The 18,785-nt window shown below is 69.4% G+C and carries 19 protein-coding genes; 9 read left to right on the top strand and 10 right to left on the bottom strand.

Annotated features, from left to right (window positions below; genetic code table 11):
- Positions 1-92 precede the first annotated feature (92 nt).
- Positions 93-449 carry a VOC family protein gene (locus ABN028_RS18665; protein WP_349329853.1) on the top strand — a complete coding sequence of 119 codons (357 nt, stop codon included), beginning with the start codon at positions 93-95 and terminating at the stop codon, positions 447-449.
- Positions 450-638: 189 nt separating this feature from the next.
- Positions 639-1,034, top strand: coding sequence for an MmcQ/YjbR family DNA-binding protein (locus tag ABN028_RS18660; protein WP_349329852.1), 396 nt, complete (start codon positions 639-641; stop codon positions 1,032-1,034).
- Positions 1,035-1,252: 218 nt separating this feature from the next.
- Here the strand turns inward: ABN028_RS18660 and ABN028_RS18655 are convergent, their stop codons facing one another.
- Positions 1,253-1,792 (bottom strand): GNAT family N-acetyltransferase, encoded by a 540-nt coding sequence (locus tag ABN028_RS18655; protein ID WP_349697426.1) that lies wholly within the window; start codon positions 1,790-1,792, stop codon positions 1,253-1,255.
- Between the two features lie 207 nt (positions 1,793-1,999).
- On the opposite strand from ABN028_RS18655, the gene glgC reads away from it, so the two are divergent.
- Entirely contained in the window at positions 2,000-3,223 is a 1,224-nt protein-coding gene (gene glgC / locus ABN028_RS18650) for a glucose-1-phosphate adenylyltransferase (protein ID WP_349329850.1), read from the top strand.
- Between the two features lie 152 nt (positions 3,224-3,375).
- Here the strand turns inward: glgC and ABN028_RS18645 are convergent, their stop codons facing one another.
- Positions 3,376-4,011, bottom strand: a complete 636-nt coding sequence (locus ABN028_RS18645) for an O-methyltransferase (protein WP_349329849.1) — start codon at positions 4,009-4,011, stop codon at positions 3,376-3,378.
- 333 nt (positions 4,012-4,344) lie between these two features.
- On the opposite strand from ABN028_RS18645, the gene sigE reads away from it, so the two are divergent.
- The 5 genes from sigE (at position 4,345) to ABN028_RS18620 (ending at position 9,420) form a co-directional block, all read left to right on the top strand.
- A complete protein-coding gene (gene sigE / locus ABN028_RS18640) occupies positions 4,345-5,067 on the top strand; it encodes an RNA polymerase sigma factor SigE (protein ID WP_502877600.1) in 723 nt (240 codons plus the stop codon).
- Positions 5,064-5,849: a zf-HC2 domain-containing protein gene (locus tag ABN028_RS18635; protein ID WP_349697425.1), complete on the top strand. Its 786-nt coding sequence runs from the start codon at positions 5,064-5,066 to the stop codon at positions 5,847-5,849. Before sigE ends, ABN028_RS18635 begins: the two co-directional genes overlap by 4 nt.
- Positions 5,850-5,872: 23 nt before the next feature.
- Positions 5,873-7,303, top strand: coding sequence for a sigma-E factor regulatory protein RseB domain-containing protein (locus ABN028_RS18630; protein ID WP_349697424.1), 1,431 nt, complete (start codon positions 5,873-5,875; stop codon positions 7,301-7,303).
- Between the two features lie 61 nt (positions 7,304-7,364).
- Complete coding sequence (locus ABN028_RS18625; RefSeq protein WP_349697423.1) at positions 7,365-8,759, top strand: S1C family serine protease; 1,395 nt, start codon at positions 7,365-7,367, stop codon at positions 8,757-8,759.
- A gap of 109 nt (positions 8,760-8,868) precedes the next feature.
- Complete coding sequence (locus ABN028_RS18620; protein WP_349329844.1) at positions 8,869-9,420, top strand: sec-independent translocase; 552 nt, start codon at positions 8,869-8,871, stop codon at positions 9,418-9,420.
- Positions 9,421-9,582: 162 nt separating this feature from the next.
- Here ABN028_RS18620 and ABN028_RS18615 read toward each other — a convergent pair whose 3' ends face one another.
- The 4 genes from ABN028_RS18615 to ABN028_RS18600 all read right to left on the bottom strand — a co-directional run bounded on the left by ABN028_RS18615 (position 9,583) and on the right by ABN028_RS18600 (position 13,242).
- A complete protein-coding gene (locus ABN028_RS18615) occupies positions 9,583-10,734 on the bottom strand; it encodes an Mrp/NBP35 family ATP-binding protein (RefSeq protein WP_349329843.1) in 1,152 nt (383 codons plus the stop codon).
- Positions 10,735-10,743: 9 nt separating this feature from the next.
- Positions 10,744-11,292, bottom strand: a complete 549-nt coding sequence (locus ABN028_RS18610; protein ID WP_349697422.1) for a DUF1003 domain-containing protein — start codon at positions 11,290-11,292, stop codon at positions 10,744-10,746.
- Entirely contained in the window at positions 11,282-12,538 is a 1,257-nt protein-coding gene (locus ABN028_RS18605; RefSeq protein ID WP_349329841.1) for a magnesium transporter MgtE N-terminal domain-containing protein, read from the bottom strand. Before ABN028_RS18605 ends, ABN028_RS18610 begins: the two co-directional genes overlap by 11 nt.
- 128 nt (positions 12,539-12,666) lie before the next feature.
- Positions 12,667-13,242 (bottom strand): hypothetical protein, encoded by a 576-nt coding sequence (locus tag ABN028_RS18600; protein ID WP_349697421.1) that lies wholly within the window; start codon positions 13,240-13,242, stop codon positions 12,667-12,669.
- Positions 13,243-13,288: 46 nt separating this feature from the next.
- On the opposite strand from ABN028_RS18600, the gene ABN028_RS18595 reads away from it, so the two are divergent.
- Entirely contained in the window at positions 13,289-14,311 is a 1,023-nt protein-coding gene (locus tag ABN028_RS18595; protein ID WP_349697420.1) for a hypothetical protein, read from the top strand.
- 67 nt (positions 14,312-14,378) lie between these two features.
- Here ABN028_RS18595 and ABN028_RS18590 read toward each other — a convergent pair whose 3' ends face one another.
- The 4 genes from ABN028_RS18590 to ABN028_RS18575 all read right to left on the bottom strand — a co-directional run bounded on the left by ABN028_RS18590 (position 14,379) and on the right by ABN028_RS18575 (position 18,583).
- Positions 14,379-15,167 carry an ABC transporter permease gene (locus ABN028_RS18590; protein ID WP_349329838.1) on the bottom strand — a complete coding sequence of 263 codons (789 nt, stop codon included), beginning with the start codon at positions 15,165-15,167 and terminating at the stop codon, positions 14,379-14,381.
- Positions 15,164-16,222 carry an ATP-binding cassette domain-containing protein gene (locus ABN028_RS18585; protein ID WP_349329837.1) on the bottom strand — a complete coding sequence of 353 codons (1,059 nt, stop codon included), beginning with the start codon at positions 16,220-16,222 and terminating at the stop codon, positions 15,164-15,166. The genes ABN028_RS18590 and ABN028_RS18585 overlap by 4 nt, the downstream gene beginning before the upstream one ends.
- A gap of 218 nt (positions 16,223-16,440) precedes the next feature.
- Positions 16,441-17,187 (bottom strand): PadR family transcriptional regulator, encoded by a 747-nt coding sequence (locus tag ABN028_RS18580; protein WP_349697419.1) that lies wholly within the window; start codon positions 17,185-17,187, stop codon positions 16,441-16,443.
- Positions 17,188-17,476: 289 nt separating this feature from the next.
- A complete protein-coding gene (locus tag ABN028_RS18575) occupies positions 17,477-18,583 on the bottom strand; it encodes a magnesium and cobalt transport protein CorA (protein ID WP_349697418.1) in 1,107 nt (368 codons plus the stop codon).
- Positions 18,584-18,785 lie beyond the last annotated feature (202 nt).

Raw genomic sequence — 18,785 nt, 5'->3', positions numbered from 1 at the left:
CCCTTGTGCCCCACACGGCACGGGATCGCCCGAGCGGTGTTGCTGACGTTATTCGGTCGTACGCAGATGTACGCAACGGATAGCGTCGGCCCATGGAGATCGTCGTGACGCTGGACTGCAAGGATCCTGGGGCGCTCGCACGTTTCTGGGAGGCTGCGTTGTCGCCGATGGGCTACCGACCGGCTTTCGATGCGCCGCCGTACTTGAGCCTCGTCTCGGACGGGGGACCGACCCTGCTCCTGCAGGAAGTTCCGGAACCGAAGTCCACCAAGAATCGCATGCACCTCGATTTGGGTGTCGAACACCTGGAGGCCGAGGTCGACCGGATCGTCGGTCTCGGTGCGCGAACGGTCGAGACCGACCTGACCGAACACCGTTATCGGTGGGCGGTTCTGGCTGACCCGGAGGGTAACGAGTTCTGTGTCTTCGTGCCGCCAGGGTCTCCGTGAGGCGGGGGTGCGCGTGAGGCCAGGGCGTGTGCGTGGCGCCAGGGCGTGTGCGTCGCGCCAGGGCGTGTGCGTGGCGCCAGGGCGTGTGCGTGGCGCCAGGGCGTGTGCGTGGCGCCAGGGCGTGTGCGTGGCGCCAGGGTGGTCGTAGGGTCGGTGTGAGGTGTCGGTGGGCTGTGTGAGGATCGGCGGATGGTGGAGAGCGATCCGGCGCGGACCGATCCGCTGACGCGGCTGCGAGCGCTGTGCCTCGCGATGCCCGAGGTCACCGAACGCCCGAGCCACGGCGAGCCGACCTGGTTCGTGCGGGACAAGAAGGTCTTCGTGAGCTACGCCGATCATCACCACGATGACAGGCTCGGGTTCTGGTGCGCCGCGCCCGAAGGCGTCCAGACCATGCTGGTCGAGGGTGAGCCGGAGCTTTTCTACCGCCCGCCGTACGTCGGACATCGGGGGTGGCTCGGCGTCTACCTCGACGTCGACGTCGACTGGGACCGGATCGCGGAGATCGTCGAGGACGCCTATCGCCAGGTCGCGCCCAAGCGCCTCCTCGCCCAGCTCGACCGTGATCCGGGAGCAGGACACTAGGCGGCAAGTCCTGCGAGTTGTCGGAGGTTGGACCGCCCAGAGCGGGACAGATCTCCCGCGTTCCAGGCGTCCCGCAGCGAGGCACATTCCTCGCAGAACGGACGTCAGGCGGCGAGGTGCCTGCTCGTGGGTCGAAGGCGGACGGTCAGACGGCTGCGGGTGAGCCGGACGCGAGTTGAGCTGTACCGGGCCAATCGCGGGCGGAGGGCGATGAGGCGTCAGCTGGTAGGCACCCAGAAGCGCAGCTTGTCCAGGCGCTGATCCTCCAAGACCCCACCGGCCGACTCGATGACCTTCCGCGACGCCACGTTGTCGGTGTCGCAGGTGACGAGGACCGAAGCGAGACCGAGCCCGTTCGCGATGGGCAACGCCGCACGCAGCATCGCGGTCGCATGCCCGCGCCTTCGTGCAGTCGGTCGTACGTCATAGCCGATGTGACCGCCCTGCTCGAGCAGGAACGGCGTGAGCCGGTGCCGGATCGCGAGGCGTCCCAGATAGGTGGAGCCGTCGACCCACCAGAGGCTGGTCGCGGGGACGAGGCCGTCGGGTCTCGGGGTGTCCTCACGAGCGGCCGCGACCAGGGTCTCGACGTACGCCGCGAAACCCTCCGGGGTCTCCCAGGTCGCTGCGTACGCCCTGGTCTCGCGCCCGATCATCGAGTTGTCCGAGCCGCGGCCGCGACCCTCGGCGTGGAACTCCGTCATGGCCTGGAGAAACGATGCGTGGACGCGGGTCGTGGGCGCAACCAGGACGGGCATGGGTCCATTGTCCCGGGGATGGGCAGTGGTGGGGCCGGGCTGCCCCGCGCTGTCCGGGGGATGGGCCGTCCCGCAGGTGCCACAGCCCGGATGGCGCTGTCGTGGGGATTGCGCTGTCGTGGGATGGGGGATGGGCCGCGACGGCCAGGTACAGCCAGGACAGCCTGCCGTCACCCATCCGCAACGCTCGCCTACTAGGGTGCGCACATGGGCAAGGATCCGCGCGTGCTCGGGATCGTTCTGGCCGGCGGCGAGGGCAAACGACTCATGCCGTTGACAGCCGACCGGGCCAAGCCGGCCGTGCCGTTCGGCGGCACCTACCGGCTCATCGACTTCGTCCTCTCGAACTTCGCCAATGGCGGGATACGTCGGATCTGCGTACTCACGCAGTACAAATCGCATTCGCTGGACCGGCACATCTCGCTGACCTGGCGAATGTCGACGCTGCTCGGCAACTACGTCACGCCGGTGCCGGCGCAGCAGCGCCTTGGCCCGCGGTGGTTCCAGGGGAGTGCCGACGCGATCTACCAGTCGCTGAACCTCATCCACGACGACCAGCCCGACTACGTGATCGTGTTCGGCGCCGACCACGTCTACCGGATGGACGTCTCGCAGATGGTCGAGAGCCACATCGCCAGCGAGGCTGGAGTGACCGTCGCCGGGATCCGCATGCCGCGTACGCAGGCGTCGTCGTTCGGCGTCATCCAGACCGGCGCGGACGGACGCACGATCCGGGCCTTCCTCGAGAAGCCGGCGGACCCACCAGGCCTGCCCGACAACGCTGACGAGACGTTCGTGTCCATGGGCAACTACGTCTTCACCACCGACGCCCTGCTCGACGCCCTACGCATGGACGCCGATGACGAGGGCTCGGTCCACGACATGGGCGGCAGCATCATCCCGATGATGACCGACAAGGGTGACGCGCACGTCTACGACTTCGCCAACAACGAGGTGCCCGGCACGACAGCGCGTGACCGCAACTACTGGCGGGACGTCGGGACGCTCGACTCCTACCACGAAGCACACACCGACCTCGTCTCGGTCGATCCGGTCTTCAATCTCTACAACCGGGAGTGGCCGATCTACACGAGCTTCCCGCAGGATCCCGGCGCGAAGCTGGTGGCGGGGGGCAGGGCGAGCGACTCGATCCTGTCGATGGGGTCGATCGTCTCCGGGTCGGTCGACCATTCGGTCCTCTCGCCAGGCGTACGCATCCAGGTCGGGGCGGAGGTCACCAACTCCGTGATCCTCGACGGGACGGTCGTGGGGCATGGAGCGGTCGTACGCGATGCGATCCTCGACAAGAACATCGTGGTGCCCGAAGGTGCCGAGGTCGGCGTCGACAAGCAGGCCGACCGGGCGCGCGGATTCACCGTCAGCGAAGGCGGCATCACCGTGCTCGGCAAGGGCCAGCGCATCCTCGACTGACGTTCCGACGGCACGCGGCGACCCAGCGGGCCTGCCCCGGTCGGTGACGTGGCCTGGTCAGCCGGGCCAGGGGAACCTGGGACAGGTGTCGGTGCCTGTTCGGGCTACCGGACGCATGGGCAGCGTGGTCATTTGCGGAACGGTCGGGCCCTTCAGGAACCGCGCTTGGCGGCGCAGAGCAGGCCGTCGCCGACGGGGAGCAGGACGGGAACGACGCGTTCGTCGTCGAGAATCCGCTTGCCCAGCTCACGAATCGTCACCGTCGCAGGGTCGCGCTGAGCCGGATCGGCCACCCGGTCGTGCCACAGGGTGTTGTCGATCGCCACCACGCCACCAGGTCGCAGGAGTCGCAACGCCGCTTCGTAGTAGTCGGGGTACTCCTCCTTGTCACCGTCACAGAACACCAGGTCATAGGCGTTGTCGGTGAGCCGCGGGAGCACGTCGAGCGCGCGTCCGGTGATCAGCCTGGTGCGCTGCGGTGGGATGCCCGCGTCGGCGAAGGACTCCCGGGCAAGCCGCTGGTGCTCGGCTTCGACGTCGACACTGGTGAGGGTGCCGTCGGGCCGCATGCCTCGGATCATCCAGATCCCGGAGACGCCGCAACCGGTGCCGATCTCCACCACCGTCTTGGCGCTGACGGTCGCGGCGAGGAAACGCAGCGTGGCGCCCCCGCCCTGGCCGATCGGCGTCGCACCGACCTCGGCCGCGCGGTTGCGGGCCTGCACCAGCACGTCGTCCTCGGCGATGAAGTTCTCGGCGTAGGCCCAGGTCGCGGGCTTCATCTCCATGGAGACGACTACCTCCTGTGAGTCTTGCCCTGGGCTCGAGCCGCGGGCCGTTCTGTCCGGCTTCTCCGGACACGTTGCGTCACCGAAGCCTAGTGCCCTTTACCACCAGAATCGGGCTTTAGGGCCGGTCCGGGCGAACCCTGACCTCTGGCATTCCTAAGAAGGGGCTAAGACCAGGGTTCGGCCGGAGCCATTTTGGGTGGACAGTGGCAACAATGGAACACCTGCCGGCGGAAGCGGTCGGTTGTGTGCGGCCGGCCGGCAGCGGTGAACCGTGGCGTCCGACGCCACGGAAGCCGGCATCCGCCGGCTGGGCGATGTGGGGAGGTGGGTCTGGTGGCAGAGGATCTCGCGGGCACAGCACCCGTCGACGTCTGGACGCCTCCGTCCTGGGAGGAGATCGTCCGTACGCATTCATCTCGGGTCTACCGGCTCGCCTATCGGTTGACGGGTAACCGGCACGATGCGGAGGACCTGACCCAGGAGGTGTTCGTCCGCGTCTTTCGTTCCCTTTCGACCTATACGCCCGGCACGTTCCAGGGCTGGCTGCACCGGATCACGACGAATCTGTTCCTCGACCTTGCCCGCCGCCGGCAGCGGATCCGGTTCGACTCGCTGCCTGACGACGCCCCCGAACGCCTGCCCGGGTCCGAACCGAGCCCCGCGGAGGCGTACGACGACCGCCACCTCGACGCCGACATCCAGGCCGCGCTCGAAGCGCTGCCGCCGGAGTTCCGGGCAGCCGTCGTGCTCTGCGACATCGAGGGACTGTCGTACGAAGAAATCGCTGCGACGCTCGGCGTCAAGCTCGGCACCGTCCGCAGTCGGATCCACCGCGGCCGCTCCCAGTTGCGGGAGGCCCTCAGGCACCGGATGCCCGTCAAGCAGGCCGTCGCTGAGTCCGCCGTCGCTGAGGCCGCTGCCCCTGAGTGCGCAGAGCCCGCTCGCCTCGAATCCGCGGAGCACACCCGCCCAGAAGGTTCGGAAGGGGTGGAACGCCCCGAACCTCACCCGGCCGGTCAGCCGGCCGGTGGCGGAGGAGGATCGGTGTGGTGAACCACGCCCACGCCCGTCTGTCCGCACTGGTCGACGGTGAGCTCGACCACGAGAGCCGCGACCGCGTTCTCGCTCACCTCGCGCACTGTGCCGAATGCCGCGCCGCCGTCGACGCCGAACGCCAGGTCAAGGCCATCCTCGTCGGCACACCTGATCCGGCTCCTACGGAGGATTTCCAGGCCGCCCTGTTCGGGCTGGGTGCGCTCACCTCGGTGGGTGCCGCCGACCGGACGACTGGCACTAACCCGACGACTGGCACCGACCCGACGACCGGTACCGACCCGACCACCGGCATAGACCGGACGACTGGCACCGACCCGACGACCGGCACCGACCCGACGACCGGCGCGGGCCGGACGGCTGGTGCTGTCGGCCGTGAGCCGAGGGTGGTCGGAGCGGCTCATGCCGTCGGACCTCTACGCATGCGCGAGCGGTCTTCCCTGCGCGCCTGGCGAAGGCGGACCGGTCCGTGGCCAGCTCGGCCGCCAGCGCAGCCGGGCACACGTCGCCCGGGTGACGCTTCGGCCATGGCGATGGCTGCCGGCCGCTTCCCGCGCCGGATGGCCGCCGGTATGGCCGGCCTCGCGGCCATGGCGGGCATGGCGGCGGTCGCCGCGTTCGCCGCAGGCGGGGACGCTCATCCAGAGGTGACCGTCGTACCCCCCATCCAGCAGTACTCCGTCGAGCACGCCGACACTGTGTCCGACCTACCGTTGTCCGATCCGGGTGCCGTGACCGCGGTCCTGGAACGTGGGCTCCGCGGCCGCTCGTCCGGTCGCTGAACGCCCGGGACGCTGGGGGCGGCGTGGACAGTGAAAGCGGCGTGGACGGTGATGGCGGCCTGACCTCTGAAGGCGGCATCGGCAGTGAAAGCGGCCTGAGAGCCGGCAGCGATGTCGACAGCGATGTCGACAGCGATGTCGACAGCACTGACCAGTCGCCGCGGCGCGGTCCTCGACGCGCGGCACCTGTGAGGTTCGTGGCGTTCGTCGTCTTGGCCGGAGTCCTTCTCACCAGCGGAGCTGCGACCGGCCTGGCCGTGCCTCCGGCGACGGAAGGTACGAACAATCGCGGGCCAGGAGGCAGGTCAGTCGCCGGCGAAGGCGATACGGTCCCAGCGGCCCGGGACCACCCCGAAGCCCTGGCGGCGCTTCGCCGGGCCACGCGAGCCGAGTGGACGACCGCCTACACCGGCACGAAGTTCATCGCGGTATGGACCGAGGCCGCGGGCGCTACGGCGAAGGGCAGCATGTCCGAGCTCGTCGACGTCACCAACATTCCGGGGCGTGGCACCGTCGTCCGGATCCACCGCGACACCGTGGGCGGCAAGCGCGGCGCACCGGACCGGGGCCACGCGGCGGACGACCGTGGCGCGGACGCGGCTCTCGTGGCCCGCGGTCGACCCGGCAGCGCCGAGCCCTCGTCCACCGCCACCCCGGCGGGTCGCTCGCCGGCCCCCACAGGGTCGGCGACGCGCGGGATCGAGCCGAGCCCGGCGCCTGCGGCGGTCGACGCGCAGGCGGTCAGCGTCGTCGCACTCGCCCGTGCGTACTCCGTCCAGCTCGCCGGTGCGGCGACCGCGGCGCACCGCGAGGCGACCGTGGTGGCCGCCCGCCGGCACGACGGTTCGATTGCCGCGAAGTTCTGGATCGACGAGGCAACCGGCTTGCTGCTCCGCCGCGAGGTGTTCACCCGCCACGGCGTCATCACCCGCGCCAGTGGGTTCGTCACGGCGAGGATCGGCGCACGCGTGACCCGCTCAGGCCTGCCGCCGGCACTCGCCAGCGAGCCGGCCGACGTGGTCCCTCCACGCTCCTACGCCGTCCTCGCAGACCGGGGCTGGGACTGCTGCGACCGGCGCCTTCCCGGTGGGCTCGGGCTCTATGACGTACGTACGACCGACGCCGGCGCCACCCTGCATCTTTCGTACTCCGACGGCCTCAGCGGCGCCTCGGTGTTCCAACAGCGGGGTCGGCTTGACGGGTCCGCGCTCGACGGCTTTGCGGAGATCCGGGTGGACCGGGCGAAGATCTACGTGCGATACGGTCTGTCGTCGTACGCGGTCTGGGCGCATGACGACCTGGTTTACACCGCGGTGTGCGATACGCCTGATGCCGTGGATGCCGTGGTTGGGGCGTTTCCGCACAGTGATCCCACGCGAGATGGGACCGGCCTTGCACAACGGCTGGACCGGGGGATGTCCCGGATGGTCTCCTGGTTGAATCCCTTCGAATAACGGTTGACGCCTGCGGTCCGGTGCCACATCGGGGTGTGACAAGGGGAAAGGGCGGGGCTAGATGACCGAGCGACGTGATCGTCCGGAAGGTCCTCGCGACGAGGCCTCCGCCGCCCCGGGCAACGGGGAGGCGGTCGCTACTCCGCCGAGCGGATCGGCTTCCACCACCCAGCAGGTCCCCGCGCAGCGGGCCGGATGGGTGCAGCACTTCCCGGCTGAGCGTCCCGACTTCGAGCCGCCGCCGCCGTGGGCACGACCTGTCCCGGGCGGCAGCCACAACGGTGCGGGACCGGCCAACCGGGCCTTCGGGGTGCCTGCCGCCAGTCCAGTCCAGGCGAAGGAGCCGTGGTTCGGGCGCTATCCGCGGCGTGCGGTCCTGGTCGCGCTGGCGGTCACGATCGCCCTGGTCGCCGCCGCTCTCGGTGGGACGGCGGGTGTCCTCGCGACCCTGCAGTTCGGCCCGGCGCTCATCTCGACCGACGCGCCGGCGAGCGAGGACGACCTCGGCGCGGAGGGCAAGGCGTTTCCGAAGCCGGAGAACGTCGCCACCGTCGCGCAGGCCCTGCTCCCGAGTGTGGTTCAGATCAAGGCCACCGGCGGACCGGGCAGCGCCAGCGGGTCGGGCTTCGTGATCCGCAAGGACGGCTACATCCTCACCAACAACCACGTGGTCGCGCCGGCCGCGAGCGGCGGCACGATCAAGGTGTCGCTGCACGGTGGCGAGGAGGTCCCGGGCCAGATCGTCGGGCGGAGTCCGGCGTACGACCTGGCGGTGGTCCGCGTGAAGGACGTGGAGAACCTCAAGCCCGTGGCACTCGGCGACTCCGACCGGGTACGGGTCGGTGAACCTGTCGTCGCCCTCGGCTCGCCGCTGGGCCTCACGGGCACCGTCACCACCGGGATCGTGAGCGCCCGGAACCGCCCGGTGACCGCTGGCGGGGCGGAGTCGGAGATGTCGTTCATCAACGCGCTGCAGACCGACGCCGCGGTCAACCCGGGCAACTCGGGCGGTCCGCTGGTCAACCTCAAGGCCGAGGTGATCGGGGTCAACTCCGCAATCGCGACCGTCGGCGACCAGGAACCGTTCAGCGGCGGGGAGCAGCAGGGCAGCATCGGCCTCGGCTTCTCCATTCCCACGAACCAGGCGCGGCGGACCGCCGACCAGATCATCCGTACCGGCCACGCGGTCTACCCAGTGGTCGGTGCCGTGGTCGACGTACGCCATGAGGGTCCCGGCGCCCGCCTCGGCGACATCCAGCCGGACAGTGCCGCAGCGAACGCCGGTCTCGCGCGAGGCGACCTGGTGACGGTGATCAACGGGCACAAGGTCACCGGGGCGGACGACCTGATCGTGCAGATCCGCAGCTACGTACCAGGCCAGCGGGTGGAGATGGTGTACGAACGCGGCGGCAAGGAACGTAAGGCGATCGTCACTCTCGGCAAGGAAACCGGCTAGCGGTCAGGGCGCCGTCGCCTGAGCCGGTGCCGGGCTCCTGGACTGGCCGGGGGAGGACCTGGCCTGCCGTGCCCGGCCGTCACCTGGACGGGAGGGTTACGCTGGGCCCGTGTTCGACATCGGTGCCCTGGAGTTCGTCGTGCTGGCTGTTGCCGCGCTGTTCATCTTCGGGCCCGACCGGCTGCCCGACATTGCCCGGCAGGCCGCTCGTGGCCTCCGCCAGGTCCGCAACATGGCGGCCAACGCCCGGCGGGAGCTGAGTCGCGAGCTGGGGCCGGAGTTCGAGGACCTGGACATCCGCGATCTCAACCCGCGGAACTTCGTTCGCAAGCATGTGCTCGACGATCTCGACGAGGACGACCTGCGGATCGACCGCGATCTCGACATCCGCGACGACCTCCGTGTCGACGACAAGCCAGCGAAGTCCACCACGTCCAAGGTCAACGGGTCGACGAACGGCTCAGGGACGACGAGCAAGAGCGGGACGAGCGACGGCGATGTGACGGTGGCGACCCCCGAAGGCGTGGATGCCGGAGCCGAGGGCACCGACACGCTCGTCGACACGGCACCCGCGCCCGAGGCGGACGCCGAGGTCGAGTCCCAGACGGGCGCCGATCACAGGCCGGTCACCGTCCCGCCGTTCGACACCGAAGCCACCTGAGTTTCCGGCCGCCTCGGCCAATGACCACGCTGCCCATGTGAGTGCCGGGCAATGACCACGCTGCCCATGTGAGTGCCACGTGGAATAGGTGTCGGTGCCTGTTTGATTGCCACCGGCCTGCTCAGCGTGGTCATTTGCGCCCGGTGCGCCGCCGCAGCCGCCTTACCGCGAAGTCGGCGTGATGGTGAGGGAACGCCCCACCAGGCTTGGCCGACGGTCGGCGAGCTCCTTCGCCAGACCGTGCAGGACCTCGGAGGCGGCGGCATCGGGCTGGTCCAGCACCACAGGGACGCCGGAGTCACCACCCGTCCGCAACCGCGGGTCGAGGGGCACCTCACCCAGCAGTGGAACGTCGTAGCCCAGGCGTTCGCTCAAGGTCGCGGCCACGCGGGTGCCGCCACCCGTGCCGAAGACGTCGATCCGGTGGTTCGGACCGCAGTGCGGGCACGGCAGCCACGACATGTTCTCCACCACGCCGACCACCTTCTGGTGCAGCATCGACGCGATCGTGCCGGCGCGTTCGGCAACCTCGGCCGCGGCCTCCTGCGGCGTGGTCACCACCACGACGTCCGCGTTGGTGAGTTGCTGGCCCACCGAAATCGCCATGTCCCCGGTGCCCGGCGGCAGGTCGAGCAGCAGCACGTCGAGGTCGCCCCAGAACACGTCGGCGAGCATCTGCCCCAGTGCGCGGTCGAGCATCGGACCACGCCAGGCGACGACGTGCTGGCGGCCCGGCTTGAGCATGCCGATGCTCATCACCTTCACGTCGTACGCAGGGACCGGCATGATCATGTCCTCGACCCGCGTGGGCCGCAGGTCGGCGATCCCCAGCATCGACGGGACGGAGTGGCCGTAGACGTCGGCGTCGAGCAGGCCGACCTTGAGCCCCTGGCTCGCCATCGATACCGCGAGGTTGACCGTGAGCGACGACTTGCCGACGCCGCCCTTGCCCGACGCCACGGCGTAGATCCGAGTGAGCGAGTCAGCCCGCGCGAACGGGTTCTCCTTCGCCTGAGCGGACCCCCGGAGCCGCCCCTGCAGCTCCTGGCGCTGCTGGTCCGACATCACGTCGAGGGTCACCTGGACGTCCTTCACCCCGGGCAGGGCGGACAGCGCATTGGTGACGTCCCGGGTCAAGGTCTCCCGCATGGGACAGCCGGCGACGGTGAGGAGCACCGTGGTGACGGCCGTGCCGTCCGGGCGTACCTCGGCGGACCGCACCATGCCGAGCTCGGTGATCGGCCGACGGATCTCGGGGTCGTTCACGCCGGCCAGGGCGGCCTGGATCTGCTCCTGGGTGGGCAGGCTTGTCATACCCCGATGCTACGGGCCGTCGCCGCGTTGTTCCGGGCGGGCACCGCGCACGGCGCGTTCGTCGAGCTCGGCCAGGAGCGAACGCAGCTCTGAACGCAGGTAGTCACGGGTCGCGACCTCGTTCATCGCGAGGCGAAGGGACGCCACCTCGCGGGCCAGGAACTCCATGTCGGCGCGGGTGCGGATGTTCATGTCGCGGTCCTGGTCGTACTGCACGCGGTCGCGGGCCTCCTGCCGGTTCTGCGCGAGCAGGATGAGCGGTGCGGCGTAGGACGCCTGGGTGGAGAAGAACAGGTTCAGCAGGATGAACGGATACGGGTCCCAGTGCAGCCCGAAGATCCCCACCAGGTTGGCGGTCACCCACACGATGACGAACGCCGTCATGTACGCAAGGAAGCGGGCGGTGCCCATGAACCGCGCGAAGCCTTCGGCGAAGCGTCCGAAGATCTCCGGGTCGTAGCGCGGGCGGAACGTCCGGCCAGGCTGGCGCGGGATGTCCAACCGCCGCGAGTGCGGGCCGGTGCCAGGGCTGTCGCCCGACCACGGGTCATGAGCCACGGTTCACCTCTGCGAACCGTTCCCGCCAGTCCTCTGGCAGCAGGTGGTCGAGCACGTCGTCGACGGAGACGGCGCCGAGAAGCCGGCCGGACTCGTCGACGATCGGGGCAGCCACCAGGTTGTACGTCGCGAGGTAGCCGGTCACGTCCTGCAGCGAGGCCTCCGGCGACAGCGGCTCGAGTTCGGTGTCGATGACGCCGGAGACGAGTGCGGACGGTGGCTCCCGGAGCAGCCGCTGGAGGTGTCCGACGCCGAGCCACCGCCCGGTGGGCACCTCGAGCGGGGGCCGGCATACGTACACCTGTGCGGCCAGGGCCGGGGTGAGGTCGGGGTTGCGGACCCGGGCGAGTGCCTCGGCGACCGTGGCGTCGGGCGGCAGGATGACCGGCACGCTGGTCATGAGCCCGCCGGCGGTGTGTTCTTCGTAGGTCAGGAGGCGGCGGACGTCCTCGGCCTCCTTGGGCTCCATCAGGGTGAGCAGGTGCTCCGCCGTCTCCTGCGGCAGTTCGGCCACCAGGTCGGCGGCGTCGTCGGGAGACATCTCCTCGATGACGTCGGCGGCGCGTTCGACGTCGAGGCCGCGGAGGATCTCCACCTGGTCCTCCTCCGGCAGCTCCTCCAGCACGTCGGCGAGGCGTTCGTCGGCGAGTGCGGCGGCCACCTCGGCGCGGCGTTTCGGCGGCAGGTCGTGCAGAACGCTCGCCAGGTCGGCGGCCCGCATCGACTCGAACGTCGCCAGCAGATGGGTCGCGCCCTGGTCCTCCTCGGGCAGGCTGAGCCCGGTCACGGCGTCGACGTCGACAACCAGGGTCTGCCCGCGCCGACCGAAGCGCTTGGCCGGCTTACGGATCGCCACCTTGGTGATCAGCCAGTCCCGTGTCCTGGCCTGCTCCATGCCGAGGTCGAAGACGGTGACATCCTCGGCGGTCTCGCGCAGCGTCACCGTCTTGTCGAGCAGCTCGCCGAGCGCCAGCGTCTCGGTCGGGCGCTGCTGGAAGCGCCGCATGTTGATGAGCCCGGTGGTGACGATGCGGCCGACGTCGATCCCCAGGACCCGCGTCATGGGGACGAAGATGCGCCGCCGGCCGAGAACCTCGACGACCAGGCCGAGCACCCGCGGCGCTCGGCCCTGCGGGCGCAGCGTCACCACGACGTCGCGGAGTTTTCCCACCTGGTCGCCGCGCGGGTCGAAGACGGCCGTTGACGCCAGCCTCGCGAGGAACACTCTGCTCGGGGTTCCGCTCACGATACCTGCGCCCCCTTCGGCTTCGGCGTACCACCTCGCCCTGGTCAGGCTAACCCGGTCGCTGACCTGCGTACTTGCTCGCGCGAAGAAAGCGCCCAGCGGGGGCTACAGGGGATGGCGTGGCGTGCTCAGGACAGGCGCGGACGTCCCCGCGCCCGCTTGTGCACGACCCACGGGAGGCGCCCGGTCGTGGTTGCGGGACTGTCCGGTGGCGGAACGGCCGTGTCGTCGGTGGGCATCCGGCCCGGTCCTTCGAGGACCTCGCCGGTCGGGGTGAGCCGAAGGATCGTGTCGGACGCACTCCAGCGTTCGAGCAGGTGGGCGGCGTCGGTCGCGTTGAGCCGGTCGCCCGCGAGCGCGGCCGCCGCGCCCTCCCATTCCGGCGTACGCGGAGTGAGGTGTCCGACGCGGGCCCGCCAGGTGACGAGGCGGGCACGGCTGTCCTTCGCCCGGCAGGTCACCGTGGCGGTCTCCGCTTCGGCGAGTCCGGGAAGGTGCTGCTCGACCTCGCCCAGCCGCCCCTGCTGGCGGTCTGCCTCCGGGCCGGCGGTGACGACGTAGGCGGCGCCGTCGTGCCAGACGTGCCAGGCCGGCCGCGCACGTACCTCGTCGCCGTAGCGCAGCCAGATGACCGAGGACTTGCGGGTCGACTCTTCCACGAGTGCACGAAGGACCTCGGGCGAGGGCTGGTGCTGTGCTGCCACGTGCACGAGGCTCCCACATGGTGATCCGGGCGGCTACCCTGCCGCCATGGATGGGTACGGCACCACTCCGCCGACGCCGAGGACCGGACCCGGAAGTGGGGGAGATGCGGCCCGGTCGCGCTGGCGGCGTTTCCTGGCGGAGGACCCGACCGACGGGACTCGGCTCGCCATCCCGTCCTCGGCAGGCGTCATCCGTCGTGAGGGCCGCGACATTCTTGTTCCCCCTGACATCACTCATACCGATCGGGTCCGCGTCTGGCGGTCGGCGCAGCGGTGGCTCACTCATACGACCGAGCGGGTCAACGCCGTCGGGGTCGTCTTCGTCGTGTGCTTTGGGCTGCTCTGGCTCTTTCTCGTCCTGCAGCCGAACATCGATCTGGTGGCGCGGGCCGTGATGCTCCTGCTGGGCGCCCCGGCAGTCGGTCATGTCGCCTGGCAGGTTCGGCGGCACGTCAACGGGCAACGCGACGACGCCGAGGTTCGCCCGCAGGTGATCATCCCCGGCCAGGACCTGCACGAGAAGGATCGGCGGGCGATGCGCGAGGTGGTCGACGCAGTCCTCCTGGTCGCCGGCTCCCGTGCGCAACGGGACGGCCAACTCGGTGACGGTGTCGCGCTGCTCGGCGGTGAACAGTGGCGGATCGCGAACGCGCTGGTCCAGTTGGCGGCGGCGAGGCGGCTGCTGGGCGAGACCGGAGGTGGCCTGCCCGAGCACGCCGCGGCGGTGCGTACGGCCGAGGCCGCCATCGCCCGCCGGATCCAGGCGGTCCACCGGTACGCCGAAGCGGTGCAGCGGGTCGACCAGATGCTCCTCGCCGTCGATGCCGCGGTCCAGTCCGAGACGATCCATCACCGGGTCCGCGACGCCATCGCCGCGCTCGGTGACTACCAGGGTCTGGTCGACCTCGTGAGCGACGCGGGGCACTGCCGAAGCTGGCGTGCGGGCCGCACTCGACGCACTACGCGACGAGGCCGAGTCACTGCGCGATGTCCACGGCCCTCACCACCCCGTGATCATGATCGTGATCATGAATGTTTTGTCGGCGTATACGCCGGTTTCCCTTCATGATCATGGAAGAGCCGCCACCTACAACCGAGCGCGACCTACACCGAGCGCCACCTACACCGAGCGCCACCTACACCGAGCGGTGGTACGAACGAAACGCCCGCGTGGCAAGGAATCCGAGCGCTCCCGCGAACACCGCCAGGTACCCACAGTGCAGTAGCACGGCACCCCACTCCGGATCGGCCGACAACGCCCCACGACTGGCTGTGGCCGCCCAGTCGACGGGATTGAAGGTGGCCGCCCGCTGGATCCACTCCGGCGCGATCTCCTTCGCCATCAGCGTCGAGGACAGGAATGACATCGGCAGCACCAGGAACTGCGACGCCGCGATGAGCGACTCGCGCCGGCGTACGAGCAACGCGACCGCGCTGGAGAACGAACCGAAGCCCACGGCGAGCAACACCGCGACGCAGACGGTCACGAGCACGCCGGCCACCCCACCCGGGTAGCGCGCACCCATCGCTAGGCCGATGCCGACGACGATGAGCACCTGGATCGCAAGGCTGGCCGCGAGATGGGCCATCTTGCCGGCGAGGATCGCGCCCCTGCTGGTCGGCGAGACGAGGAACCGGTTCATGACCCCGCGTTCCATGTCGTCGATCAGGCCCATGCCCGTCCACGCACTGGTGAAAAGCGCCGTCATGACGACGATCCCGGGCGTCATGAAGGTGATGTACGAACCGCCGGCGAATCCTGGAATCTCCACGACCCGCTTGAAGAGTTGGCCGAACAGCAGCAGCCACACAAGGGGCTGGATCAGCGCCACCGCGATGTACAGCGGCTGCCGCAGCAGTGCCCGGATCTCCCGAAGGGTGAGGTTTCCAGCCTGGACGAACGTGGCAGCCATCGGGACACTCATCGGCCGACCTCCTCGGTGTGGTGCGTGGCGGATCCGTTGCTCAGCTGGCCGTCCCGCTCGTCGAACCGCCGTCCTGCGTACCTCAGGTACACGTCGTCGAGCGACGGTCGGGCGACCGTGACCGACGCGACGCCGACCCCGGTCGCTTCGAGGGTGGCGAGGACGGCGGGCACTGCCCGTGCCCCTTGATCGGCCCGCGCGCGGACGCTGGCACCGTCCACGCTGATCTCGCGGATGCCGTCGAGGCGGCCGAGGGCGGCGGCGATCTCGCTGTCAACCGCGGGTTGCGCAAACTCAACGAGGATCGCGTCGCCGCGCAGCTCACTCTTCAGTCGTTCGGGGCTGTCCTGGGCCACGATCGCACCGCGGTCCACGATCGCCACCTCGTGGGCGAGCTGGTCGGCCTCGTCCAGGTAGTGCGTCGTCAGCAGAATGGTCAGTCCGTCGTCGCTCGCCAATCGGCTGATCTCCTGCCACATGTCGGCGCGCGCGTGCGGGTCGAGTCCGGTCGTCGGCTCGTCGAGGAACAGAACCTTCGGTGTATGGACGAGGGCGAGCGCGACGTCAAGCTTGCGTTGCATCCCACCTGAGTACGTACGCGCCGGCCGATGTGCGGCGTCACCGAGCCCGAACCGTTCCAGAAGGGCACGAGCCAGGGTTCTGAGCTGTTTGCGTGGTACGCCGTACAACCGCCCCTGCAGGTAGAGGTTCTCGCTCCCTGTCGCCTCGGGATCGAACTGCGGCTTCTGCGAGACGTAGCCGATCGACCGGCGTACGGCGTCGGGGTGCCGAAGCACGTCGTGACCGGCGACTGTGGCGGTTCCGGCGTCCGGTCGGGTCAGCGTGGTGAGGATCTTGACGGTCGTCGACTTGCCGGCGCCGTTCGGGCCGAGCAGCGCGAAGACCGTGCCGGCTCCGACCGAGACGCTCAGGCCGGTCAGAGCGCGAACCTTTCCGGCGTAGGTCTTGGACAGGTCGCGGGCCTCGATGGCGAAGCCGTCTCGGCTCGGCGGCGCCCCGCCGGGCGGGGACGTGGTGGTGGTCGTGCTGGACATGCGGCGGTGAACCTCCCATGGGACTACCTACTGGGACGGTCCGGTCCGGCGAGCGGTCCTCGCGGCTGGGCACGTGAGACACGGCCTAAGGTGGGAAGTGCGGTCTTCGGGTCGCGAGGGTTCGTTCGTACGGACCGGAACGATGTGGAGATCTCGGCCCTGGCCCAGGTGTTGCCGCACCTGCGTCAGGGCCTTCGTGTGTTGGCGCTGCTCTGGTCTCAGACGCTCTTGAGCCTCCCTTTCCGGCCGGAGGCCTTCCGTTGTGGGACGTCGGCGGTCGTGTCCTTGTCTGCACCGCCCCCACCCCGTGTGTCACTGCCTCGTGTGTCGTCGGCCGGTACGTCGCGGGCCGGATCGGCGAGGTCGGGCGAGGTGTGGTCGGTGTGGAACGCACGCCAATCTGCGAGGCCGTCGAACGAACCGTCGCGGATTTCGCCGACGAGCTTCCTGGTCCAGTGCAGGTCGGTCTCGAGATGGGTGCGTACGTAGTCCCACTCGATCCAGAACAAGCGCGGCAGCGACGGTGCGCTGGCCTTCAGGATGGCCTCGGAGGAAGCGAGGGAGTGCTCGAGCTGGACGCAGCGCTGGTCGAGCAGGTCGACCACCTCTTCGGGCGGGAGGCCCGGGAGAAGGGAGAGGCCGGCCTCGAACTGTGAGAACTCCTTCACGGGAATGGCCAGGAGCTCGGCCAGCCAGTCCTCGAACTCGGCCCGGCCGGCGCTGGTCGCGCCGTAGACCGTGCGTTCGGGCCGTCGGCCGTCGCGGACCGTCTTCTGCGGCTCGATCAGGCCATGGGCCACCAGTTTGTCGACGACCGAGTAGAGCGAGCCGTAGTTGAGCTTGATGCTGCCTTCCTTGTTGCGTTCCCGGAGCGTGCGCGACATCTCGTACGGATGCATGGGGCGCTCGAGCAGCAGGGACAGCACGGCGAGGGCGAGGGGGTTGGACACCTTGCGCCTCGTCATCCGGTCCTCCTTGCCTCGGGCCCGGTCCTCGGGCCGTGCCGGTGCGGTGGTGGGTCAGTCGCGGCGCGCGGTGGGCCGTGGAGGTGGCCGACCGGTTCATCGCCCTGTTGCACCGAATACTCTGCATCGAGTATTCGGGCGAGGTCATTCGATGTCAAGACAGCTGGGCGACGCCGCGGCCGTGATCATGCGTCACGAATGGCAGCTTCTCGGCTCGGCAACCAGCCATTCGTGACACCTGATCATGAAACGGCCGAGCGATAGCGTCGGGCAGCCGGACCCGAGGGCTTCAGAGCCAGCCGTTGCGCTTGAAGTAGCGGTGCAACGTCACACAGATGACGAGCGTCACCAGCAGGACCGCCGGATAGCCGAACCGCGAATCGGCCCCTGGTAGGTGGGTGAAGTTCATGCCGTAGATCCCCGCGATCATGGTCGGCACCGCCAGGATCGCCACCCACGCCGAGATCTTCCGCATGTCCTCGTTCTCTGCGACCGTGAGTTGAGCGAGGCTCGCCTGCAGGATCGACGTCAACAACTCGTCGAAGGCGGCGACCTGCTCGCGGACCCGGGTGAGGTGGTCCTCGACGTCGCGGAAGTACTCCCTGATGTCCGGCGCCACCAACCGCAGCGGCCGCTCGGCAAGGTGGCGCAACGGTACCGTCAACGGCGCGACGGCCCGCTTGAGCTCGAGGACCTGCCGCTTGAGCTGGTAGACCCGGCCGACGTCACGGGCGCCACGCGCCGAGAAGACCGAGATCTCCAGCTCGTCGATGTCGTCCTGCAACCGGTCGACCGCCGCCAGGTAGTCGTCGACCACCCGGTCGGCCACGGCGTGGAGCACAGTGGACGGACCGTGCGCCAGGTGCTCGGGGTTGTCCTGGAGTTGGCGGCGTACCTGCCCCAGCTCACTGTGGTCACCGTGTCGGACCGTCACCACGAACTCCGCACCGACGAACGCCATCACCTCACCGGTCTCCACCAGTTCGCCAGACGTGGCGACCTGGCCCTGTGGCGCGTAGCGCACGGTCTTGAACACCGCGAACAGGGAGTCGTCGTAGCGTTCGAGCTTCGGTCGCTGGTGCGCGGTCACCGCATCCTCGACCGCCAGGGGATGCAGGTCGAACTCGTCGGCGAGGCCGGCCAGCTGGCTCTCGGTCGGCTCGAAGAGACCGATCCAGACGAAGCCGCCACCCTGCCGTGCCCGGCGTACCCCCTCGGCGTACGACGTGACGTCGTCCTGGCGCTTGCCGTCGCGGTAGAACGCCCAGTCGACGATCGCCTGTTCGGGACTGGTCGTCGTCGCCCCTGCGTCAGCGGACGGTACGACGAGCCGGTCGGGCAGGGATCGGCGGCGGATCGCACGCATCATCGCGCGGGCGCGGCGCCCTGCGAGCACGGCGTTTCTCCCAGGACGGACAGATGTGCTCGATGCTGCCATGGTCGACTGACCTCCTCGTCGGCGGAAACGGCAATGAAGGCGCCCACGATGCGAAGGTGGGCGGCGGAGGTCCTCCGAGGCCGCTCTGGACCAGACGAGATCGAACCGGGCTCGTGTCGGCGGTCAGCCTCGCGCGGATGTCAGGGCGTCGACCGCCTGC

It is taken from the genome of Actinopolymorpha sp. B17G11, assembly GCF_040196095.1.
Classification (GTDB): Bacteria; Actinomycetota; Actinomycetes; order Propionibacteriales; family Actinopolymorphaceae; genus Thermasporomyces.
The sequence above is the reverse complement of the archived record's forward strand: the minus strand, read 5'-3'. Positions and strand labels throughout refer to the sequence as shown.